This window comes from Pseudobacteriovorax antillogorgiicola (assembly GCF_900177345.1).
Taxonomy (GTDB): Bacteria; Bdellovibrionota_B; Oligoflexia; order Oligoflexales; family Oligoflexaceae; genus Pseudobacteriovorax; species Pseudobacteriovorax antillogorgiicola.
Genome location: NZ_FWZT01000006.1, coordinates 169,831 through 192,623, shown reverse-complemented (window position 1 = coordinate 192,623; position 22,793 = coordinate 169,831). Strand labels below are relative to the sequence as shown.

Here is a 22,793-nt window from a genome sequence, read left to right as displayed (position 1 = left end):
ATGAAAATAGCAATACTAACATGTCAAAAAATACTAGAGTTACCAGAGTCTGAAAAACCCCTGGTAGCAGCCCTCGAAGAGCGAGGAGCTGAAGCTATATGTGTCGACTGGCGGGATCATAATGCAAATTGGAGTGCCTTCGATGGAGTGATTCCCAAGCTTTGTTGGGACTACTATCGGCACATCGATGAGTTTCTAGCGCTGCTTGAGCAATTAGACCAACTCCGAATACCCTGCCTCAATCCAAGTAATATCATCCGGTGGAACTGCCGAAAACGTTATCTTCACCATCTTGAAAAGGCTGGTAATCTGGTTGCGCCCACAATATTTATCCAGCAGGATCAGGCTGAACTTGGCTTGAAATCCCTATATGAAACGAGCTGGCAAAAAATTGTTTTAAAGCCGGAAGTTTCAGCGGGGAGCTACCTAACAAAGGTACTTGACCTGCAACAAGATAACCTCGAACCCACCCTCAAAGAGGTCCTTAAGCATGGTGATGCCATGATCCAGCCATTCTTTTCTGAGATTGCTGACCATGGAGAAATTTCCCTAGTTTTTATTGGCGGAACGTACTGCCATGGGGTTCTGAAAAAACCAAAGTCTGGGGACTTTCGGTCTCAGCCACAATTTGGGGCAGATGTCGCGCCAATCTCCTACAATCGGGATTGGATTCATGAGGCCCGATCTATCCTTGAAGCCATACCATTTGATGCTGCCGACCAGCTTATCTATAGCCGAGTCGATGGCTTTCTTCGCGATGGAAAGTTTGTTCTCATGGAGCTTGAGCTGATTGAACCCTATCTTTTCCTGGAACACGGCAGCAGCGAAAGTGTAAACGTTTTAGCGAGAACAATTTGTGATCGTTTAAACTTGTTCAAAAATAAATGAAGGCTACACAGCAAAGTTGCTTTGATGAAAACTAGCACTTACCGAGAAAGTGCTTTTAATTTTACAGCGACTTCATCAAGATACGATTCCAGAAGTCTATACTATGAATAGTCAACACATTTAGAACGGATTATTTCTGTTAATGGAGGAGTGTCTTATGTGGAAGTCGAGTCTACTTTTATTATCGATGGCTAGCCCTTTGTTTGGGCAAGGTTTTGGCCAGAAACCTTTCGTTCAACCCTACCTCAAATGTGAAACGATCGATGGCAAAGAAGTTTGCGCCAACGTTTCAATCTCGGGAGCGACTCATCCTGGATACTATTTTCCCGATGTGGCAGTTTGCGAAGATGTCAAAACTCAGAGACCATTTTGGCCTCTGCCAGTTGATACTAAGACTGACCCAAAAGATCCTCGCCTACAAGATAAAGCCTTCATGAAAGAGCTGGCCTGGGTGACGAATCAAACCCGGTCAACAGCCTGCACCTGTTGCCACGATAGCTCTTTGGGGACTAGCTATGCAGCATGGGATATCAGTGAGCCCTTGATCTGGACGGACCAACTCACAGAGAGGGGAGTTGCGATTCTTGCTGGAGAGCTGTCGTCAGCGTCTTCTGGTGTTTTTAAGAAGGAAGATAACTTTGGCTTCGATCGGAGAATCACAGGAATCCCCTCAACCGATCCAGAGCGGATGAAAGCTTTTTTTATGAATGAGTTCAATCGTCGCGGCATCACGCAGGAAATGGTTGATTCCTACGGCGACTTTGGTGGTTTTATATTTGATCGAGCTCGCAACCAGGTGCCAACCTTATGCACACCCGAAGAGGAAGGTCTTCTTTCCAATGGGACAGTGGCTTGGTCTGGTGGACCAGCTCGCTATGTCTATATTCTGCCTGCCTTAGCGCCTAACCCACTTGTGCCACCCAACTCAGACACTCCAGAGGGGACTGTATGGCGATTGAATGTGGATCATCGGGCTCCCGCCTTAGAGTCTGGTGTAACTTATGGCGGGATTCCCCAGGGCAGCTATCAAGCTGTACCAGTGGCTGATCAAGTTGCTCCTCCCTTGGTATCCGGCCAGGTCTATCGCCTCTATGTTTTGAAGGATGTCTTGTTTCCTCTGACAAACTGTTTCTTTAAGGCTCCATAATTCCTAGTGCCTAGCCGAGAATTCAACTTGACTTGGCTAGTTGAATTCATCGAGCAGGTGTTGTGAGATCAACACCTGCCATAATATGAGGCCTTTTAAAATTCAAACTGTCACCTCTCGATTATCCTTGTCGAACTCTTAGAATCAAGCAACTAGTATGGGGCTTCGCGGCTGACAAGCCCCACGAGTGAGTCAAGATTCCTAGGAGGTACCAATGTATAGCATCTATAAATCCGATCTATGGCCTGTCCAAGACAAGTCGAAAATCCAGTTATATTCCTTAGCTACTCCCAATGGCCGCAAGGTTAGCATCGCACTTGAAGAGCTAGGTCTCGATTACGAAGCCCACAAAGTTAATATTTTAGACAATACTCAGTTTCGTGATGAATTTGTAGAAATCAACCCAAACAGTAAAATCCCCACAATCATTGATCCCGATGGGCCAGGGGGCGAGCCCATTGCAATTATGGAATCTGGTGCAATCCTCATCTATCTGGCAGAGAAAACTGGTAAGCTTTTGCCAGATGATCCTCGGCTGAGGAATGAAACATTGCAGTGGCTGTTTTTCCAAATGGCAAGTGTTGGACCAATGTTTGGTCAGTTCGGGCATTTTTATAAGTATGCCGGTGAAAAGTGTGACCACCCTTATCCAACGGAACGATACACCAACGAGGCGAGGCGGTTACTGGGTGTGCTTGAGAAGCGATTGACGGGGCGAAAATTCTTGATGGGCGATCAGTATACCATTGCAGACATTGCAACCTTTCCTTGGGTGGGCTGCCTGGATTGGGGCTATGATGCTGTAGACCAGCTAGGTCTTGGCGAATTCAAAGAAGTTATGCGGTGGCATGATGCTTGTGATAGTCGAGATGCAAGCCAAAGAGGAAACAAAGTCTGTGGCTTTGATTGATTCAATAAGTCTGCTATGAACCTACGGCGCCCTGTGGTGCCGTTATTCTTCTTTCGATTGTTTCGCAACCCATCATTAATGAGTGATATTTCATACAGCTCGAAGGGTTTTTCATCCACAAACATATTCAATTCGCGCGAAGCTCTTAAGCTAGGAGCGCGGGCTAGCACGAGTTTCTCAAAACTTGTCCTCATTGATGCGGCTGAATTTTGTGGTCTGGAACTTGCTAATCTTAGGTGTCGGCGCAAAGCATGTGATCAATAACTGCACCGTAGTTCAACTAACTGAAAGAAAGAGAGAAGTATGGATTCAACTATTTTTGAAGAACTAAGAAACGATCATCAAAAGCAAAGAACGCTGGTTCAGATTCTTGCCAAAACAAGTGGTGATTCCGAAGGGCGCCGAGAGATATTCGAAAAGCTCAAGAATGAACTTGAAGCCCATGCAGCAGCAGAAGAAAAAACGCTTTATGCTGAGATGATGAGATATGATAACACCCTAGAGAAAGCGAGACACAGTGTCGCGGAGCATAAAGAGCTAGATGACCTCTTAGAGAAAATGGAGGAGACTGACTATAGCTCTCCAGCATGGATTGCTATCGCTAAAAATCTGGAAGAAAGGCTGATCCACCATCTCAATGAGGAAGAGCAGGAAGTTTTTAAATCTGCCGGCTATGCCTTAGGAAAGGAAAGCAAACAGCTGCTGGGGAAGCAATATGTGCAAGAAATGCAGGTCCTAAGATAGGGCCTAAAATCATTTCACAGGTGAACCCGAGATAAGATTCTGAGCACAGTCAAGCGTCTGGCTCAGAGTCTCGTTTATATGCCCTCAAACCTCTACTGTTGAGTTACGGTAGTCTTCCTACGATAAGCGCCACTATAGCAAACGTTTAGGCCGCTGCTTCACTGGTAGAGCTTTGCTTCACCGGCTCGAAGAAGCTCTTTAGTGTGATTGTAGTGACAGTTCCTCTACCTGGCTGGCTGCTCAAGGATATGGTCCCACCCGCTTCAATAGCTGCATCTTTTAAAGCGCCCATTCCGACACCCCGTCCTGATATTTCGCTGACGTCTTCCTTGGAGGAAAAGTCAGGTGAAAAAACTAATTCAATAGCTTCTTGATCACTCAGCTTCGTTGCTTCGGACTCGGTCATGATGCCTTTCTTAACAGCCACTTTGCGCATGATACTAGAGTCAATACCCCTTCCGTCATCTTCTAGTTTTATAGTTAGATCGTTTTGATCTTTGGAAAACGTGAGTCGAATGATTCCTTGTTCCGGCTTGTCTGATCTTTCGGAGGGGGCCTCAATGCCATGGTCCACAGCATTATTTACTGCGTGAATAAGATTCTTTAAGATTCCCCTTAAAGGCTTGGGGTTGATTATGAGATCCTTATTCACTATTTCAAAGGATACTTTTTTGTCGAGCTTTTTAGCTAGCTGCAACGCTCTTTCTCTGAAATGCTCCGTAAGCTTCTCAGTGGTAAAAGTTGTGACTTCATTAACCCAATCGCGAAGAAAGTTGGCATTTTCATCTTTTTCATCATAGTCTGATATAAATTTTTCAAGTTTCGCAATATAATTTTCCGAAACCTCATAGATAGCTTGATCACCATTGCCGAAGACTATGCCGAGGGTATCTTCTATAGCTAATTTCACGTCATTCATATTTTCTTCGATGGCTGAAAGGTGACTTAGTTCGATGGTAGATTGCCCTTCGATATCGTGGATCATCGCGCCCAATTCTTGCAGGCCAATAGAGAGAAAGTTGCCTTTAAACGTGTGAAGTATCTTCCGAACATCGGACGTCTCATTTTTTTCTAAAAAACTTTTGGCTCTGTTGATATCTCTTGAGAACTCAGCGAGTAAGAGGGCGAAACTATTCTTGTCCGTTGCGATTCTAAATAGAGCGTTTTTCCAAACCGCTTCTTTCTTCGAGGCAATCAGTTCCGTTATCTCTTCTATTGTTGCAAGAATGTTCACAATCTCATTTTTTGAGTTTCGCACCACAGAATACTTTGCTTGATAGACTTTATCGCCGATTGTAAAATCACTGGGTAGTTGGCCGATGGTAGCTTCTTCCGGCATAAAATCTGCGAAAACTTGTTCAACTCCCATGGCAAAGGCTTGTCGCTCGCTATCGTCGTTGAACATGAGTTGATCGATTTTTTCGCCAGTAATGTTTCTCTCTAGGAATATTTTTGTGCACTCTCTACTAAAACCATCCAAGACATTTAGATCCTGATCGAATGCTATCAAGCCGGTTTTAACGTTATCAGATATTACAGCCATATCATTCACAGCTTTCCTTAGCTTTAGGAGGCTCGCTACTGCGTGAGATAAGGCTTTCATAGCATATTTTTGCTCGTCGGAGAGTTTTTTTGGTTGAACATCAAAGACACAAAGTGTTCCAATATTTTCTCCGTCAATGGGTAGAGGATAGCCTGCGTAGAAGCGGATGTTAGGTGCTGAAACGACGATAGGGTTGTCATGAAAGCGCTCATCAAGGCTGGCATCTTGAATTTCGAAAAGGTCATCTTGCTGAATTGCGTGACCGCAAAAGGACTCCTCCCGAGGCGCTTCGATCAGATCAACGCCGTGCTTTGACTTGAACCAGTTTCTATCTCCGTCTAAGAAAGCGACCAGTGATATGGGGGATTCGCAGATTATACTGGCCAATTTCGTAATTTCATCATAGGCTGCTTCAGCATCTGAATCTAGAACATCGAGAGTATTTAATCTAGCTTGACGCTCTGCTTCATTGGGGCCTATGGGTGCTTTTATCATAGATTCGATTTCCTTGCTTAGACATGAAAGCTCCATAGTTCTCGACATAGAAAGACGTAAACCTGAGCTATTTTTATGTCCGACTCTAAGTCATTCATAAAAATTCATTTTGCCCATAACCCTTCTGTCAAAGACTCAGTTCTTTATCACTGCTATCCCTAATGCTGCGGCTATCTGGACTATGAGTATGTTTTTGTAGCGTAGTTCGACCAATTAGATATTCAAAGAATGAAAAAATATAGCAGAATTCTGCAATATCATTCTCCGTTCCACATCACTATCTGTTACCTATGATAGTGGCTATGACAAAATAGCTGCTGTCTAAGATAATTTTGTAGACCCTTGAAAAGGGGTCCATTGCATTCACAAAAAGGACGAGCAAATGCACAAACTTCCAGTCTCTCTTATTCTGCTTGGAGCAGTAACTTCTTGCGGCGATAAATCAAGCAGTAACACTCCTGACCCAGTGCCACAGAAGCCCAAAGCCCCGGTGTCTGCTATGAAGAACCTCGTTGGTGAATGGCAGCTTCCTTGTAGTGAGCTAGAAGCTACAGATGGCCCATTTGAGGGCTACGAAGTCTATTCGACGTATGATATCTTGGTAACAAACGAAAATGCGATAGAACTCAAGGAAACTCTATTCGAAGACGAAGCATGTGAAATTAAATTTGCATCGTCTGTGAAATCTGGAACTATCGCTGCAACTGATAGCGAGAATAAATTCCAAATTAGTTTCACTCAAGAAGATAAAGTCGTTTTTGATGCTGATGTTAGTGCAGAGTCATTGGCACTGTTGGAGCAAAACCTTTCTATTTCCTGTAATGGTGATGAAATTGATGATTGGGATTACAATAAGCCAGTGACCTGTCAGTTTAAGAAGGCCGAGACCCTGGAAAGAACAATCGAAGTCAATGCTGACAAAGGTACATTGAAGGTTGTTGAAGATCAGGATGTTTTCAAGAAAGTCGTCAAGTAGCTTTTGAAAGAGGCTTAAGGTAGTCCTTCTTCGTTGCAGGCGCACTTGTATGTGCGCCCCGAATAGGTAAATCTATACCGTTTTCCCAACTTGCTCATTGCGATCTGATGGGAACAGTGCTTCGATCGCTAAAGCAATCTGTTTTCTTTTCATTGGCTTGGAAATGAAGTCGTCCATACCAGCCTCGGTGCATTCGTGTCTCTGCTCTGGTAGAACATTTGCTGTCATGGCCACAATTTTCACAGTATCCGAGTCGAATATTTGCCGGATTTTTTTCGTAGCTTCAATCCCACCCATAACTGGCATCTGCATATCCATGAAAATTAAGTCATAAGGCTTACTGCTAACGGCTTCCACAGCTATTTGGCCATTAATCGCATAGTCAGCCTCTATGCCCAGCTTTTTTAGAAAAACCATCATTAGTTCACGATTTAGATCATTGTCCTCTACCACCAAAACTTTCAAGCCTAGGCTGGAAAAATCATTCGCTCTCTGCTTAGAATCTATCGCCTCACTAATCATGGCCTTCTTTGCAGGAATGCTTAAGGTAAAATTCGAGCCTTGCCCTTCAATACTAACGACGGCTAAATCTCCGTTAAGGAGTTCCGCTAATCGCTTACTAATGGTAAGGCCTAGCCCAGTACCACCATATTTACGACTTATGGACGAATCAGCCTGTGTGAAAGAGCTGAAAATAGTTGCGAGTTTGTTCTTAGGAATCCCAATACCAGAGTCTACAACGGAGATGTCGAGTTGATATAGATCACCTTTTATAGAAGTTGTTTTGGCTGAAATCGCGACAGGATGACCTTCACTAAATTTAATTGCATTGTTTACTAAATTGCATAGTATTTGGAAAACTCTCGATTCGTCGGATTCTAAGACATCAAGATCAAGCTGTGAAAGATCCGTTTTGAATTCTATATTTTTTTCGGAGGCTTTAGATTTATATAGACTTATACATTTCTCAATTGTATCTGTAACCCTAAAAGGGGCTTTTCGAATCTCAAGTTTGCCAGACTCAATCTTAGAAAAATCGAGAATATCGTTGACTATAACCATGAGATTGTCGGCGCAGGAAGATATGGTGTCAATATACCTCTTTTTTTCCGGTGAGAAGCTCTCTTCGGAAAGGAGAGATGTGAGGCCAATGATGCCATTCAAGGGCGTTCTGATTTCATGGCTCATATTCGCCAGGAAGCTAGATTTCACCTTTTCACTTTTGATAGCGATATCTCTAGCAATTTCCAAGTCTGCTGTCCTCTCTGCAACTTTCTTTTCTAAGATCTTCTCAGCTTGTTGTTTTTGGATAAAGGCAGCTTCTACTACAGCTTCCCGACCACTGATTACAAGAAGTAGTGTATTGAGAAGCGAGACAAACAACAAACCAACAAGTGATAGGAACCACAGTTTCCACGATTGATCTCTCATGATGGATTCAGATTTTAAGCTGGTGATGATTTCAAAGTCTCTCGCACCGAAAGAGAATTTTCTACTTGTCGAGAATTTATTCTCGGAATCAAGTGATAGAGTCTCATAATAGGAGATAGGATGATTTTCCTTGGTACTACTGTAGACCAAAATTTCAGATGTGTTAGGTGTGCGATCGATGACGAAGAGGTCCATTCCTTGTTTATTGAGCCTTTGTAGTGACGTTTCTACCATGACTTGGATGTCGATGACGACTACCAGAAAGCCCATAACACGGGTAAGGTTTGGTTCTTCAATATTTCTGTTTTTGAATACTGGATAAAGCAAGAGCATGCCATCATGTGTTCTTTCGCCTTGAACGAGACTAATGATCTCTGTTGTCACAGGGCCTTTTATTTGGACAGCTCTGTCAATGGCTAGCTTCCGCTTAGGGTTCGAATAGATATTCAAGCCCAAAGCTTTAATATTTCTTTCCCTAGGTTCGATATAGGTTACTACTACATAGTTTGAATGCTGATCTGCCGGCACTAAGCCCTCTGCTGTTTTGTCGCGGATCTCAAAAGTATTTGAACCTTTTTCTTTCATCCAGGTTTCGAAAGATTTTCGCTGTTCGTCGGAAAGAACTCGATTCCAGGATAGAGCCAGGATCCCCGGATTAAACCGGAGAAAGTGATCGGCTATCTCGGCGAATTTGGCTTCATTAATGCTTCCTTGAAGTTTCACGAAACTCTCAAAGATGGTGACATTCTTCGAATACTCTGAGAGTCTTTGGATTATGGCATGGTTGATATCATCAGCTGATTCTTGAAAGACTAGGTTTGCCCGTTGGATCTCCCATTCAAGGCCCTTTTGAAAGAAGAAAGCGACTCCCAAAAATGCTATGGTCAGTGGAACGACAACCGTGAGTCGTCGTCTTTTCCATAAGGAGCTTTTAGGGTTGAAGAAGCAGAGAGTAATGGGGGCGAAAACCAGGACTCCGAGGGTATTTCCGACCCACCAAGTGAGCCACGTAGTAGCTAAGCCGTCTGAGTTGATTGCATCTTGATGGTAGAGAGTTGTTGTGCCCACAGAAGGGCTTATTAAGCATGAGATAGGTCCGCCAATAATCATGAATTTTACGACCGTACTAAATGACTTGAGGTCGAGATCTCGTTGGGTGACGGTTTTGACGATTTTAAAAGCCACGAGGGCCTGGATACTCGAACCAAAGGCAATCGATGCTCCTGTTACAAGGGTATTGAGGTTCATGGCGTCACTAAAGCTGCCGCCGCTAGAGATGAGTAAATTAAGTGTAAATGAGCCTAAAAACACGCCCCCAATGGCTCTATATCCCCAGAGAAGGCCAGCTGAAAGTGCTAACCCCGAAGGTGGCCAGATGGAAGTCGCGAAGCCAGGTGGAATGGCAAAGGTGAGACCCAGAGTCCCGAGAAGATAGTATGCAATTGCGATCAACATGACGACCGCAATATCTTTTAGTACAGAATTTCCCATATCGTTCCGAATAACTCTGAGTGTGATCTCCGGATGATTCCTATTAGCCCGATCGGTAGGGTAGGGAAAGACTTAATTTTACCTTTCAGAATTCATTGTTCAGATGTGGTAACATTCAAAATTACGAAGCTAATGCCTTCAATTCTTTATGATCGCCATGAGAATCCTAGGAAATATTTCAGCAGCTCCTCTGGCTACGTAATACAGGAAGCGCGAACTAGGTTGAATATTGATATGATGGTGATAATCGTAGCGGTGCTGCCATTGTCGTCTAGGTTTTATTTGAAATGTGAGGTTGAGTCCATAGGCAAGAACTAGGTCTTGGTTGTTCTTGATCATATGACTCCCTATATCAAGGTGCTTCGCCCTAGCGAACAATCCAAGCTTAAGACTCTCACTATGATAGAGGTTGCCTTGAATTCCTAAATCATATCTCACTAGGGAGTACGAGCTTGCTTGCCCTGTAAGATAGCCATCCTCATACAAGTAGTCGGTGGCTGAGCCTACAGCTACCCCTAGCCATGTTTGAAATCGCCCCGGATGGTAGATGAATCGGGTACCGATGGTGTAGCCTTCACTTTCAGCTTTGGTCAATGGCTTTTGTCGGAGTTATGAAAGCTAATGGCTCCCATGGTTAGATCAATGGATGTTGTTTCAGAAAGAGTCGTCCCCATGGTAACTTCTGCTTCACCCATCCGGTCGTAATATCCAGGCCCGGAAAATTGAAGGATTCCTCCTTCCATCTGAAACCCCAGTCTAGCATCAGCAAGCGCAGGTTGAGTATGGATGATGAAAAATACCCAAGGTATGATTGATAATAGTCTCATGGATGATCCTCCTAACCTTCAGTAAGCAAGAGGGAGTCCAGAAAATATATTAATATATACAGATCATTACGCTTATAGACTGACTATATATATGTGTCTATATAACCACATGTGAGCAGCCCAGGAGAGATTGACGGCTTCCCCGTAGATACCTTAATAAGCCCTCGACACCCTTGCGATTCAAAACTCGCTACGTACGGAGACTCTTTATAGTCGATTTCATTGTAGGAAGGGTTCCCATCCGCTTGTACTTCTTTCTCAACCAGATCATTTGCATCTATGACTCTCAATTCAAAAGTTTGATCGGAGCGAGTTGGGCAGATGAAAAGTGGGATTCGCTTTCTTCCACCTGTGGGAAAGAAAGATGCGCCTATAACAGGTTCCGACTCGACGATTTCTCTAGTTTTTTCATTTGTCAATTCATAAGTAACAGGATGTATAGAGCTGAAACAAATTTTTTAGACTCAAAGTTTTCTCCTATCGCGTAAGAATTGCTTTAGTCGCAAATGTTTTTCAGGAAACAGGCTTGGATACTGTAAGTTTTCTATATAACACATGTCAGCTTAACTTCTATTAGCTGGCGCGATATGGTCCAATACCTGCGCAACCCTCTGTGAAATATCTCCCGATATCTCTACGACTCTTGCGCTGCCCAGAAGCTCGTCACTATCATTGAAGAGTTCGTGAAGAATTTCGTCCACCTGGCCTCGGAATTCGAGGTTTTCCTCGTCAGGGACTTCGATTCTATCAGGCTGCTCTATTGGAATATAGAAAATGTAATCAAGAGCATCGATCTCTTCCGTAATAAGCTCTTGCCAATGGGAAGGATCAATGTCTTCACCTTGAGCTTTTGCAAAAGCCAAAAAGTCGAGGGGACTGCGATCGAATATCGAAAGACTGGGGCTGGAACTGATGAGCGAATTTAGATAATTCAACTGGTCTTCATATTCGTCAACGGTGGGCGGATGAGAAAAGCTGTGTCCATCCTCCTCCATCAAATGATATGGTTCTGAAAAAGTCTCGTAGCCCTTCAAGGCAGTCGATAAGCTTTCAACTAAGCTTGTTTTTCCGACGCAAAAGCTTCCAGAAATGGCGATTCTCACGGCAGTGTCCTTTCGATGAATATTTACTGAGAAATTTGAGCGAGAAGGTTTGTTCGTTTTCAATCTTCTGAAATGATACAGGAAGAATCAGCTAATCCACTAGCTGTTGGAGTTAGTAGCTGTTTGCGATGTGATAAGCAATAGTTTTCGAAATAGCAAGCTACTCGTGGATGATTGCTATATTAACCAGTAAGATTTCAAAAAGCGCCTTTTCTGATCCTACCTGATCTGCGGTAATTCGCAAATTTGATGGAATTGCCAATGATTTCGGTGATTCAAGGTTGATGGTAAAAGCCATCGGAAGCTGGGTGACAAACAGCCGTCCGGCAAAATGGAGTGTCAGGACCTTTAGTGCAAGCCTTGGGATTCATTCACGATGTCCCCCCATGTCCCCCTATCAAAATTGATTTTGATGCTCAGGCCAGTTAATCAAATTCTTATCGAAGAGAGATCTTATCCGAAACTTATCTGTAAGGAAGATACTGTGAGAATTTCAACCTTAGTACTATTGGTAGCTACGACTGGAAGTATGGCAGGATTGGCAACAGCTGGAAGTAAAATATCAGCGAACCAAAGCATTAACCTTCCTCGCTACGATAGCAACGGCAATCAGATCGGAACCCGTACTGTCAGAGCGCAAGACCTATGGAATGAAGTGGATGCCTGGCAAAATGAAACTTATCAGCGCTATCAGAGGACGAGCGGTGTCGAACTGATGACAGCTCAGCCCACAGTTTTCGCTGATGGCGAACGACACGAGCAGTGGACGATTCCTCAAGAGCCAGCCCAACAGCTGAAGCTTAAGGAACAATCAGAGCCTATCTATACGACTATGCCTGTTGACCCTGGTCCTGTCTTCTGGCCACAACCGGCTAATACACCTAGATACCGTCAAACTAGTATGAGTAATAACTTCGGCAATAGCGGAACCTTCAGCGTACAACAGCTTGCCAACTTCAATACCTCTGGCAATATCAACAGTGTAAATTACTCTGATAACTTCGACGTCAATGGCTATGTCTTTGGTGGGCGAACGTCTCTTATTTCGAAAACCACTCGTAAGACATCCACAAAGACCTCCAAAACAACAAGAACCGATGTCAAAGCTATGGGCACGACGTTTTATGTGACTCAGAACGGATATGTTAGGAACTACAACGCTAGTGTTTCTCGTAGCTATCGCAAGACGAAGCTATTCTTTGTTGGAGTTCCTGTTTCTGTTGGAGGCCGAGTTTCTGGAACTATGGGAGCTAATATCAACTATAGCACTAACTTCATGTCAATTAGTGGCGGTATCAACCCCTATGTAAACACAGGTGGCCGAGTCGATGCCGGTATTAATCTGGTGTTCGTTAGTGCGGGAGTGCGAGGAACTCTTAGATTTATCAATGCGAGCGTGAATGCTGGATTTTCAGCCGCAGTAAACGCTTCGTCACGCCTTCTGACAGGTAATCTTAACGTGTCTCAGTCTCACGACTTGTTGAGTGGAAAGGTCTCCGTTTTCGCTAAGATCTTCTACCTCTTTGGTTCAAAAACCTTTACTCACGACATATTCTCTTGGAATGGTATCCGATCAAACTCAACACTGATCAACCAGAATATCTACTCCCAGCTTTAGCAGTAGAGAAGAAATCGACACAAACGAAGGGTGGGTGGTAACTTGGTGAGCCCACCCACTTCATCTGATCAAGGAGAGAACTATGAAACTGAAGTCAATGATCCTAGCAGGAGCAATAGCTGTTTGTCTGGCCTACATTGTTTTGCCAGATAGGAACCCATCGCAATCACCTCGACCTGAGCTATCGGCTGAGCAAGAGGTGAAAAGTGCGGAGCATGTCGACTTCAGTTTTCCATTTCAACCTGGTGAGGAGCGAGTTTATGAAGGCTCGATCCAGTTTGAGCTTCAGATGGAGCAAAACCAATCGGTGCAGACTCAAGCCTTTGCCTTAGCCATGGACCTCCATCTTCAGAGCCATGAGATTGTTGATGATCAGCTCTTCTGGAGTATGAGGGCCCTGCAGGTAGAGGTTAAAGGGGCGCAGACCATCGAGGGGGCGTTACCTAGCTCTACCGAGGCGATCTATTTTCGCTCGCAGGGTGGATTGATCGAAGAAATTCATACCCCAGAAAACGGCAATGAGATGCTTCAAGGTCTTATGAAAAGCATCGCCCTCAGAATGCAGATCGAGACCCCGAGTCATGCCACACAGCCGCTGCCTTTCCTATGGCAGGGCAGCGAACTTGATAGCAATGGTAAATACCAAATATCCTATAGTGCCCGTGGGCCACAAGGTGAGGTGAGGTTACTTAAATCTTATGATGGCCTAGCCAATGATCAGAACCTACTGCTAGCCAATGGTAGTCATGTGGAATTTACCCTGAGCAAGAACGCTTCTATGATTGAGCAGTTCCGTTTCGACTTTGGCATCAGAACCGATGACAGCATGCTTAAAGTGGATGCTCGCCAGCAGGTAGCATTTAAACTATCTCATATCAATCGTGGCTTGCCCATTGGGGATGTATCCTTGAAGAGTCAAGAGAAGTTTGCTGTGTCAAAGCCTAGCAGTCTACCAAGCTATGGCAGTCAAAATAAAAAGAAGCGTATGCAAGATATGCTTGGGGGTGCTAGCAAAGCTCAAGTCCTAGCTCTTGTAGGCGATTTAGAAGACGAGCATGATGTTCGCGTTAGCAACACGTTCGACAAACTTGAGGCCCTCCTATACCTTCATCCAAAACATGGTAAGGACTTGTTAGATTACTTAGACCAGAGAATGAATGATAAGAATATCTCAGCTCAATTGAGCCTTATTATGGGTGCGATCTCGACGATGGAGGCTAAGGATATTGAAGAGGCTCTACTTGATTTCGCCCAGCGCTACGATCGCAAGGATGTTGAGCTACAGACCTCCTTCGCACTTGCTGAGCTTAAAGGTAGCTCCGATAAGGTCTATGATCATCTCCATAGCATGAGCAAAAGTCCGGATTTAGATACCCGATCCACGGGAATGCTGTCTCTAGGTGTTCTTGGTAGACAAGGTCATCATCGCGATAATGTGGGCGCTGTTTTAAGGGCACAATTAGAGCGTGATAAGAGCGATAAAGGGCTGGCCTTAGCCGCGCTCAATAACAGCCGAGACAGCAATAACTTAGAAGTCAATCTATCATACATAGATGATCAGGATTCCTATGTTGCCTCACAAGCGGTGTACGGGCTAGGGCAAACCAATCAAGGGGAAGCCTATCAGGCTCTGGTCAAGATTCTCAAAGGGGAGAGCCGGGAAGCCGTCCTACAGACAGCAGTCGACGCTATGGCTGGCCACCTCGATCAGGACGGTGCGGTATGGGAGCTAATCAACCTTGCGACAAAGAAAGTTTCTGATCATTTAATGATGCGCATCGTAAATGTTCTAGCTGGTTCTCGCTCCCCAGAAGCCCGTGACTTTGTCGAGGCATTAGGTCAAGAAGGTAGTCGTTCGCAAGAAGTGCAGCGTCACGCTCAAAGAACTCTTCTCACTATGTCTTCTTAGACGAACGATCGATTGGTACTGTCTTTAGAGTTCCTGCCAAGGTTCGCCGCAGACAGTTACCGCATCCCGGTAGACTTCAACAGTAAAAAAATTGACAACTTTACTTGATAAAATTGACTGCTTGTTGAATATCGCCAGGCAGTCTGCTTTAGGGTAGCGTTTGGATGGGTATAGGAGTCCCTCATAACCTTCAGACTGATACTGAAGGCCAATTTTTTGAGATTCGAAGTAGGGTGGGTCGTCGTGAAGATGCCAGTGATCTCTTGTGAATGATCGTAGGTCTCCTACCAATGGGTTTTCAACCGCTGCCTTGCACATGGCTCTCTGATAGCAAACGTAGGCCTCATCGGGAACCATATCGACCCGTGCCTGACGGCAGAGGTGGTAGATGATTTCTGCGCGGGAAGCCTCTTCTTTATCAATGGCAGCATACCAAACAGGAAAGCTACCATCTGTGTACCGCGAAGGTGGAACCACCACTCCTTCAAAGCAGAACGAAAGATCTTCCGGGTCATTGTAGTCATACCAACGGTCTTTATAGGCCTGGTCTTGATCGATACCTGAGCCGTGGTCAGCCCAAAACTGAACCAGTTCGATCTCATCTTCCGTGAGATCGTCGCCATAAAGGTGGCGCTTCGGATGATTGGTAGGAATGTTGCGGTAGGCATGACTCGTTGTGTAAGGAGCTTTCTCGATCATCATATACAGATCCCATCTGTGCCTTAAGTTCGATTAGATTCAAAAGATACGAAGCCGCGTCGGCTAAATTAATTCCGGTATGCTGCCTACACGCCAGAGATCCATCAAGCGACGCACTTGAAACAAGCGCACACCAGTTTGAAACATATCTTCGGTGATGAAGTCGATAGCGCTTGCACCTTGAAAAGCCTCTCGCTTGACCTTCAGCCAATTGGATTTGACTTTGGGGTTCACAGGATACTGCACTTCAAGACATTTCTTGATGCCAAGCAACTGACCGACACGGGCATAGGCTTCGGCCTTCTGTGGTATTTTCCGAGTGCGACTCAAGTTGGAAACCTGCGCTGTGGTAACATCGAGAATTGTGGCGACTTGCTTGTTGCTAAGGTCATATTCATCCACAAGTCTCCAGAAGACCTTGCCCAAGGTCGCTGTATTTTCGGACGACAGTGCTTGGAGCTTGGCTCGGTTGCTTTGTCTTTGAGAGTTCGTTAGCATTTCGCACCTCCTTAGTCCCTTTATACCATATATCGGCAGTAAATATCAAATATTTGATATAAAAAATAATATATAATTATATCATCTACTTATGAAGTCTAAATATTTGATACTTGCTGGATTAGAGGTGCTCTGGGCCGTGCCTTAGTACCGATTCTATAGGCTAAGTGGGTCGCCTGCTGATCGTTTCGAACCTTGAGTTTCGTGGTTTCCAAGTCGATCAGTTTGTAGCTGATTTGCAGCTCTGTGGGTAAGCCGTGATAGACTGTCTGCTGAAGGGTGATGATATGATTTTCTTCGAGACCTTCAGCGAGGAATAGTTTCTTGCGAATGGATTCATAACGGGTGGCGTGAACCACAGCTGGCCCCCAAAGATCGTGGCGAATTGCGCCAGACTTTGAGAAGTAACCCCTCACGGTACCTTTAGCAATGCCGATGGAGCAATGCACCTCTTGCCGACAGCCTTTGGGATTCATTAATTTATGAAACAATAACGTCATGTTTTCTGCTAGTTGGACAGCGTCTTGGGAAAGGTTGTCCCCGATGTTGTCGAATGGATAGCCAATGGAGCAAAGAAAACCATCGCCCATCTCTTTGATCATGTAACCAGTGCTTGCCAATTTCTCAATATCGTAGCCATCCATCATAATCGCTCGACAATGGGACATAAACTCTTCCCATGAATGAGCAAAACTTTCTTCCTCAATAGCGGAACTGTTGATTACGTCAAATGCAAGTATACAGGCCTCCTTCTCTCCTACTGGCATGGTGTTTTCTAACGTTTGCCCAGCTTTCATTTGCTTGAGTTGATGGGGAAAGAATACTTTTGCGAGTTGGCCGTAGCTGTGCTTCCGCTGCCGTTCTGATTGGTAGATTTTCTGACCCATCGCGACCATCATAAGAATATTTTCAATCAAGGCTCCGCTTTGCATACCGCCTAGGTAGTCAAGGTCGCTTACCATCCCTTGATTAAATAAAACAGTCATCAAGACGCCGATGAGGAAGGTTCCAAAGGCTACCGAGTAAATATAGGCGTGAATCTGCCTTTCGCGGAGAGAGATGATGATTCCACAAAGCAAGCAGAATGGTGAGCCGAACATCGATGTGACGTGAACCATTAGAAAACCAAGCTTGCTATCGAAAATAGATACCAGCACGTTGATCACTGAGAAAGCTAGCAAGACCTTGGCAATTGCATAAAGTTTTTTATATCGCTTCAGGTTGAGAAATTCCATTGAGAATAAAAGTGCAAAAAGACCCATCAGAGATGCTGTCACAGCGATTCCATCATTGCTACCCCATATCTGTCTAGCTATATTGGTGACACTATAATTCCAGAGACCCAAAAAGACGAGATACATGATGTAGGACAAATAGGTGCGATCTCTATATGCAAGAAAGACCAAAAGATTGAATAGGATACTCATCCCGATAATCGAATAGGTCATGGTGTAATAGTTCTTGGTTTCTAGTTCTCTGATGAAGTATTTTGTTTTTGAGCGCCAAGAAAATACAAGTAGGTTGCTTGTTAACCCATCACCAATTCGGATATGAATGCTAGCCTCTTGATGCGGCTCGATCTGAGTTGAGAAAAAACGTTCTTGACGCCCCCCAATAACCATTCTGTCTCGAAGTTGACCATTTACATAAAACTCAGAAAAGTCAAATGGCCAGGATAAGGCGTCTAGCACAAAAGTTTGGCTTTTGTCCCCAGAGTTTGTGACATCAAACCGAACCCAGACTGGTTTGGTGGCGCGCAAACTTGAACCAGGATTCCGCAATATGATGTAGAGAAAGTCGTTGTCGAAAAACTTGCTTGCAAAGGATGGTTCTATCACCTGATCGATAGTCTCATCGCCAATATACACGGATGCATAAGGCCCTAGCCACGCGCCCTCAAACTTTTCATCATTAATATCGATAGGTTTTTTTCCATAAGCAATGGTGCTTAGGAAAATTAGGATGAGCGCTGTTAGGGGAGTCTTGAACATCGACTACTTCCGATGAGATTACGCCTGAGTTGTCTTCGGCCTACGACCCCGCATTCGGTAAGGAATTTTCTGCCTAGGTCTTTTGGAAGGGGTGAAGCATTGATGGGATCTAGGGTCCCATCAATGCCGAGCTTTAGAAGGAATATTAGGTTTCAATGGCAAGTTCTGCATTTGCTCCACCTAGGACGCGTGCTGGAGCTTCAATGACCTCTTTCGGGGCCTTTTTGCGCCGAATATCAACAACTTTACCATTTCTAAGTTCGATCACCTGATCGCAGTGAGCTACAGTTCCCAGCCGGTGGGCGATGATCAATACAGTCTTGTCGCGACAATGCTCGTGAAGAACAGTATGGATCACCCGATCGGTGATGACGTCAACCGATGCTGTCGCCTCATCGAGGCAAATCACAGGAGTATCCATCAGCAAGGCACGGGCGAAACAGAACAGCTGACGCTGCCCGCGACTAAAGTTGCTACCGTTTTCCGCGACAGCGGCATCCAGGCCTTGCTCAAAGCTTGACACAAGATCGTGCAGCTGCACTTTCCCCAGAACATCCCAGATCTCAGCGTCGCTAAACTCTTGGAAGCGATCCAAGTTCGAGCGAATCGTACCCACAAATAGGGTTGGGTCCTGGGGAATAATCGCAATCTTCTTTCGCAAGGTATCGAGAGCGATATCACGGTGGTCCGCACCATCGATTAAGATACGTCCCGACTCGATCTCTACCAAGCGAAACAAGCTCTGGAAGAGGGTTGACTTACCAGAACCAGTGCGACCAATGAGCCCCACATTTTGACCATGAGGAATCACAAAGCTCACTCCATCAAGCACCAAGGGTAAATGTTTGTCATAGCGAAGACTCACATTTTCAAACACGATGGAGCCACTTTTGGGGTGCCACTCACGACAGCCCTCAGAGCTTTCCTGTGCCAGCGTACCGTAATACTTCAAGCGCTCCACTGCGGTAAGGCGTGATTCAACTTCACTGAAACAGCGTACAGCCATGCTCATCTGTGACGCAAAGTTTCTCGTGTAGAGCAAGGTTAAGCCAGCTAGACCCGCAGCAATCAATCCTTGCTTTGCTAGGAGCACGACTGCGATCCCCACTGCTAAGGTAATCACTCCGCTCATGACAGGCATTCTGACTGAAAACCAACGGTTGACAAGAATCATCGTCCAAAAAGTCTTCTGATTGCGCGTGGCGGCCTTATGAAAACCATTGATAAACAATTTTTCCTGACCATAAGCTCTGATCGTATCGACCCCTTCCAGGGTTTGCTTAAAATGGGCGAAAAGAGGCGATCGAGATATGGAGAACAAGCGCTTCGTTTCACGGGCTGAGTGCCGATAAGCATTCTGGACTTTCAGGTATACCCAAATAGTTGGTATCATGATGAGGGCGGTTACGGGAACAACCACAACCATGACAACAAAAGACATGAAAGCCTGAAGCCCGGTGCGTATCATCTCCTGCACATCCCAGGGCATCTCTTTTTCCACCGCATCGATATCTTTTGCAAATCGATTCAATACTCGACCCACGGGATTCTTATCGAAGAAGCTAATAGGGCTTCGAATCACGTGTTGTAGAGCTTCTTCATGAAGAATTTCACCGGCTCTCACAGCCCTCAAAGCCCATAGTCGAAATTGAGCGAATGCGACTGTCACAAGTGCTAAACTCAAGCCCCCATAGATGACAAGTTGCCAAGAATCGCCCCAGACATTGGCAAACGTAGGTGCAAAGGCATCAGTTTTGCCATCGGCCCAGTAGCTTAACCATAAGCCCTGGAGAAGTGGTACCACGGTTCCAAGCACAGCCGTACCAATCAAAAGCGGACCAATCAAACGCCGTTCCCGAGGAGTCTTGCCACTCATAGCTTTGAAGTAGTCGCCATAAACCCTTGGGTTTACTGCGCCTTCCTCGCGATCTTCGTGAGCCATAAACGCTCCGGAATGATCGTCTAGGCTTGGAGTCAGGTCGTGCTTATGTGAAGGAGCTTTTTGCTCTTCTTCATCATGATGTTGACAAAAGTCTCGAAACTCCGGGCAACGCTCCAACAGATCCGTAAAGCTACCTTGATCGAGTATCTGGCCGTCGCTCATAAAAACGATACGATCAAATGCTTCTAGGTGTTTCAGTCGATGTGTGACTAAGACACAGGTTGTATCTTGCCAGGCATCAAGCAAGAGCTGCTCCACCAAGTATGCTTCGGTAGCAGGGTCCACTGCTGACAAAGAGTCGTCTAGCAAAACGAGATCTGGCTGAGAGTAAACAGCTCGGGCGAGGCTGAGTCGCTGCTTTTGTCCCCCCGAAAGGTTCACCCCGTTCTCGCCAATTTCTGTTTTGAGACCAGCGGGGAAAAAGCGCAAGTCTTGTCTCAGCGCTGACAATTGGATGGCGCGATCGACATCGCCCAGATCGTGACCAAAGCGAATATTGTCCTCCAGTGTTTCGTTAAGAACGTAGGACTCTTGCGAAACAAAGGACACCTTTTTAATACTTGAATCCAGTTCTACGTCACCGGCTTCTAGGTTGATCTCACCTAGAATCGTGCGCAATAAACTCGTCTTACCTGAGCCGACTGGCCCAATGACAGCTACAGTTTCACCGCGATCGACCTGAAGCGAATCAATCTTGATTGCCAGATTTTCATCATCCTGGTACCGAGCTTCCACTTTGTTGAGCTGCAATGCAGGACCAACGTTCACTGAGGCTAATTCTGCTTGGCTAGTGCCCTGGCTTTCCGGAAGCTTAAGAAACTTGATCAATCTTTCGGAAGAAACCAGCGCATTGCTCACCCCAGCGATATGATCAGACAAGCGACCAAAAGGATGCTCCAATACAGAAAATAACGTGATTGATGCGAAAATAATACTCGCGGTCAACTCGCCACCTAGCAGGTGAAAGGTCGCGAATGATGCTAGGCAAGTGAGTGCCTGCGCAACAAGGCAAAGTAAGTTTGAAAGGCTAATCGCCCGGGCGAGAACCCTCTGGGAGTCAAGCTCTCGTGAACGCTTGCCAATAACTTCTTGGAGAAGCTTTGATTCCCAAACGAAAAACTTAACAACTCTCATCCCTGAAAAAATCTGAGACAGGAGGTTGACACGCTGGTCACGGTATTCCATCAGAGTCTCCTCAGATCGAATAAAGTGTGTTGAAACTCGCTTAAGAATAGGTGTTAGTAGCAGCAGGGTTCCTACCCCAACAAGAGCTGCCGGCCCCAGATAGGTGTAAGCTATAACAGTTACACCGACAAAGGCTGCAAACGCATACAACAGCTCCACAACACACCAAATGCCTTCACTCACCTGGCCCGAATCAGAACCCATGTGATTCACGATATCACCGATGGAACTTTGCTTCATACCATCTCGTGATACCTTTAGAGACTTTTTAAATACAATGGTATTCAGCCCATTGTAGGTTTTCATAATGCCCATCAAAGCTTGGTGAATCATGTGCTGCACCAAGACGCCCGCAAGAACACCGAGGCCCGCCAGACCGATGACACTGATGATGCCGTGGGCAAGGTGGGTCTCGCCTTCAAAGCTGCCGCGAATCAGTTCCAAAATATTGAAAACTGCATAAGGCATAGTCAACTCGACCAGCAAAGTGGCCAGAATAAGAATCGTCTGTAGCCTTACGTTGGTGCCTACAGCTTTGATACAGTCCATAAAAAAGTGTAAGGGCCGATCAAGCCTTAGCTTATCGAAACCCTTCGGATAGTGCTCGGTTTTTAAGTCATCGGGAAGTTCGAGCAGGTCATGGTCGCCAAGTACCTTATTCGTTCCCCGCCTGACAAGCTCAGAGCTTTGAGAAAATGTCAGTCGATGCAGAATCTGACGGATCATGATGGTCTCCTTTAAGGCAGTTCTCATCCTGTAACTGCCGTAGCGATTTTATCATTAGGAGCCGGAATATTTTAAGATGATACTCGACTCGGCTCGGGCTAAGATTAAGGTCCTGTGCAATTCGTGAAGGTGGTTGATGCTCCAGGTAGTGGCGACGAACGATTTCGGCTCGGGGTTGAACCTGCAAACCGTTGATGATTGTCGCCATGAAATCCCTAGACACATCAATGCTTAGATCCTTCATCTCTGGCACCTCCACAGCAACACGGTCCTCGCGCTGTGATTGATAGTTTGTTAATTTTGATAGCAAGCCTATGTTCACCACTTCATAAAGCTGCTTTATGGAAGGCGACTGAGCCGCCTCCAATGTGATCGAATTCATCCTATGAACTCCCCGAAGAGTCTCTGGCAAGCGACTTCCTGATTGGAGGTGCGCTCGAAGTCTCTCTTTTCGTTTAGGTCTGCGAATTGTCTTTTCTTCTTTTTCTCTTTCAGCTCTTTGAAGAACTTCAGAAGTAATAGCTGTTGGATGAAAAGTGTCATGGTTTGCCCTCCTTGCTGATTCGACAAACCACCTATTACAAGCTCTGTGCCATAGTTATTAATATAGTAATATTAGTGATTTATGGTCAATCGGCTAGAAATGCCTTGCTAAGTTCAGGCCGAATGG

18 protein-coding genes are annotated in these 22,793 nt (G+C 45.3%); 7 read left to right on the top strand and 11 right to left on the bottom strand.

Annotated elements, in window-relative coordinates; translation table 11 throughout:
• The 4 genes from B9N89_RS10105 (at nucleotide 1) to B9N89_RS10090 (ending at nucleotide 3,689) form a co-directional block, all read left to right on the top strand.
• Nucleotides 1-888, top strand: a complete 888-nt coding sequence (locus B9N89_RS10105) for an ATP-grasp domain-containing protein (RefSeq protein ID WP_132317837.1) — start codon at nucleotides 1-3, stop codon at nucleotides 886-888.
• Nucleotides 889-1,045: 157 nt separating this feature from the next.
• Nucleotides 1,046-2,035: a hypothetical protein gene (locus B9N89_RS10100; protein WP_132317839.1), complete on the top strand. Its 990-nt coding sequence runs from the start codon at nucleotides 1,046-1,048 to the stop codon at nucleotides 2,033-2,035.
• Between the two features lie 214 nt (nucleotides 2,036-2,249).
• Nucleotides 2,250-2,945 (top strand): glutathione S-transferase N-terminal domain-containing protein, encoded by a 696-nt coding sequence (locus tag B9N89_RS10095; protein ID WP_132317841.1) that lies wholly within the window; start codon nucleotides 2,250-2,252, stop codon nucleotides 2,943-2,945.
• Nucleotides 2,946-3,248: 303 nt separating this feature from the next.
• A complete protein-coding gene (locus B9N89_RS10090; RefSeq protein WP_132317843.1) occupies nucleotides 3,249-3,689 on the top strand; it encodes a hemerythrin domain-containing protein in 441 nt (146 codons plus the stop codon).
• A gap of 145 nt (nucleotides 3,690-3,834) precedes the next feature.
• Here the strand turns inward: B9N89_RS10090 and B9N89_RS10085 are convergent, their stop codons facing one another.
• Nucleotides 3,835-5,727, bottom strand: a complete 1,893-nt coding sequence (locus tag B9N89_RS10085; protein ID WP_159455282.1) for an ATP-binding protein — start codon at nucleotides 5,725-5,727, stop codon at nucleotides 3,835-3,837.
• Nucleotides 5,728-6,109: 382 nt separating this feature from the next.
• Between B9N89_RS10085 and B9N89_RS10080 the strand changes: the two genes are divergently transcribed.
• Nucleotides 6,110-6,703, top strand: a complete 594-nt coding sequence (locus B9N89_RS10080) for a hypothetical protein (protein WP_132317847.1) — start codon at nucleotides 6,110-6,112, stop codon at nucleotides 6,701-6,703.
• Between the two features lie 72 nt (nucleotides 6,704-6,775).
• On the opposite strand, the gene B9N89_RS10075 is transcribed toward B9N89_RS10080, so the two are convergent.
• From B9N89_RS10075 to B9N89_RS10060, 4 genes are all read right to left on the bottom strand, one after another.
• The gene (locus tag B9N89_RS10075; RefSeq protein ID WP_132317849.1) at nucleotides 6,776-9,625 is read right to left on the bottom strand and encodes a CHASE domain-containing protein; all 2,850 of its coding nucleotides are present in this window, start codon (nucleotides 9,623-9,625) and stop codon (nucleotides 6,776-6,778) included.
• 138 nt (nucleotides 9,626-9,763) lie between these two features.
• Nucleotides 9,764-10,219, bottom strand: coding sequence for a hypothetical protein (locus B9N89_RS10070; protein ID WP_132317851.1), 456 nt, complete (start codon nucleotides 10,217-10,219; stop codon nucleotides 9,764-9,766).
• Nucleotides 10,216-10,452, bottom strand: coding sequence for a hypothetical protein (locus tag B9N89_RS10065; protein WP_132317853.1), 237 nt, complete (start codon nucleotides 10,450-10,452; stop codon nucleotides 10,216-10,218). Before B9N89_RS10065 ends, B9N89_RS10070 begins: the two co-directional genes overlap by 4 nt.
• A 563-nt stretch (nucleotides 10,453-11,015) precedes the next feature.
• Nucleotides 11,016-11,555, bottom strand: coding sequence for an AAA family ATPase (locus tag B9N89_RS10060; RefSeq protein WP_159455281.1), 540 nt, complete (start codon nucleotides 11,553-11,555; stop codon nucleotides 11,016-11,018).
• Between the two features lie 484 nt (nucleotides 11,556-12,039).
• Here B9N89_RS10060 and B9N89_RS10055 point away from each other — a divergent pair, with 484 nt between their 5' ends.
• Together B9N89_RS10055 and B9N89_RS10050 are read left to right on the top strand one after the other, a co-directional pair.
• A complete protein-coding gene (locus tag B9N89_RS10055; RefSeq protein WP_132317857.1) occupies nucleotides 12,040-13,173 on the top strand; it encodes a hypothetical protein in 1,134 nt (377 codons plus the stop codon).
• Between the two features lie 82 nt (nucleotides 13,174-13,255).
• Nucleotides 13,256-15,082: a HEAT repeat domain-containing protein gene (locus tag B9N89_RS10050; RefSeq protein WP_132317859.1), complete on the top strand. Its 1,827-nt coding sequence runs from the start codon at nucleotides 13,256-13,258 to the stop codon at nucleotides 15,080-15,082.
• A gap of 24 nt (nucleotides 15,083-15,106) precedes the next feature.
• Here the strand turns inward: B9N89_RS10050 and B9N89_RS10045 are convergent, their stop codons facing one another.
• The 6 genes from B9N89_RS10045 to B9N89_RS31315 all read right to left on the bottom strand — a co-directional run bounded on the left by B9N89_RS10045 (nucleotide 15,107) and on the right by B9N89_RS31315 (nucleotide 22,666).
• The gene (locus B9N89_RS10045; RefSeq protein ID WP_132317861.1) at nucleotides 15,107-15,784 is read right to left on the bottom strand and encodes an RES family NAD+ phosphorylase; all 678 of its coding nucleotides are present in this window, start codon (nucleotides 15,782-15,784) and stop codon (nucleotides 15,107-15,109) included.
• Nucleotides 15,785-15,844: 60 nt separating this feature from the next.
• On the bottom strand, nucleotides 15,845-16,279 hold the full coding sequence (locus B9N89_RS10040; RefSeq protein ID WP_132317863.1) for a hypothetical protein: 435 nt from the start codon (nucleotides 16,277-16,279) through the stop codon (nucleotides 15,845-15,847).
• A gap of 98 nt (nucleotides 16,280-16,377) precedes the next feature.
• A complete protein-coding gene (locus tag B9N89_RS10035) occupies nucleotides 16,378-18,270 on the bottom strand; it encodes a 7TM diverse intracellular signaling domain-containing protein (RefSeq protein WP_132317865.1) in 1,893 nt (630 codons plus the stop codon).
• A gap of 145 nt (nucleotides 18,271-18,415) precedes the next feature.
• Entirely contained in the window at nucleotides 18,416-22,123 is a 3,708-nt protein-coding gene (locus B9N89_RS10030; RefSeq protein ID WP_159455280.1) for an ABC transporter transmembrane domain-containing protein, read from the bottom strand.
• A complete protein-coding gene (locus tag B9N89_RS10025) occupies nucleotides 22,077-22,505 on the bottom strand; it encodes a sigma-70 family RNA polymerase sigma factor (protein ID WP_132317869.1) in 429 nt (142 codons plus the stop codon). Before B9N89_RS10025 ends, B9N89_RS10030 begins: the two co-directional genes overlap by 47 nt.
• The gene (locus B9N89_RS31315; RefSeq protein ID WP_159455279.1) at nucleotides 22,502-22,666 is read right to left on the bottom strand and encodes a hypothetical protein; all 165 of its coding nucleotides are present in this window, start codon (nucleotides 22,664-22,666) and stop codon (nucleotides 22,502-22,504) included. The genes B9N89_RS10025 and B9N89_RS31315 overlap by 4 nt, the downstream gene beginning before the upstream one ends.
• Nucleotides 22,667-22,793 lie beyond the last annotated feature (127 nt).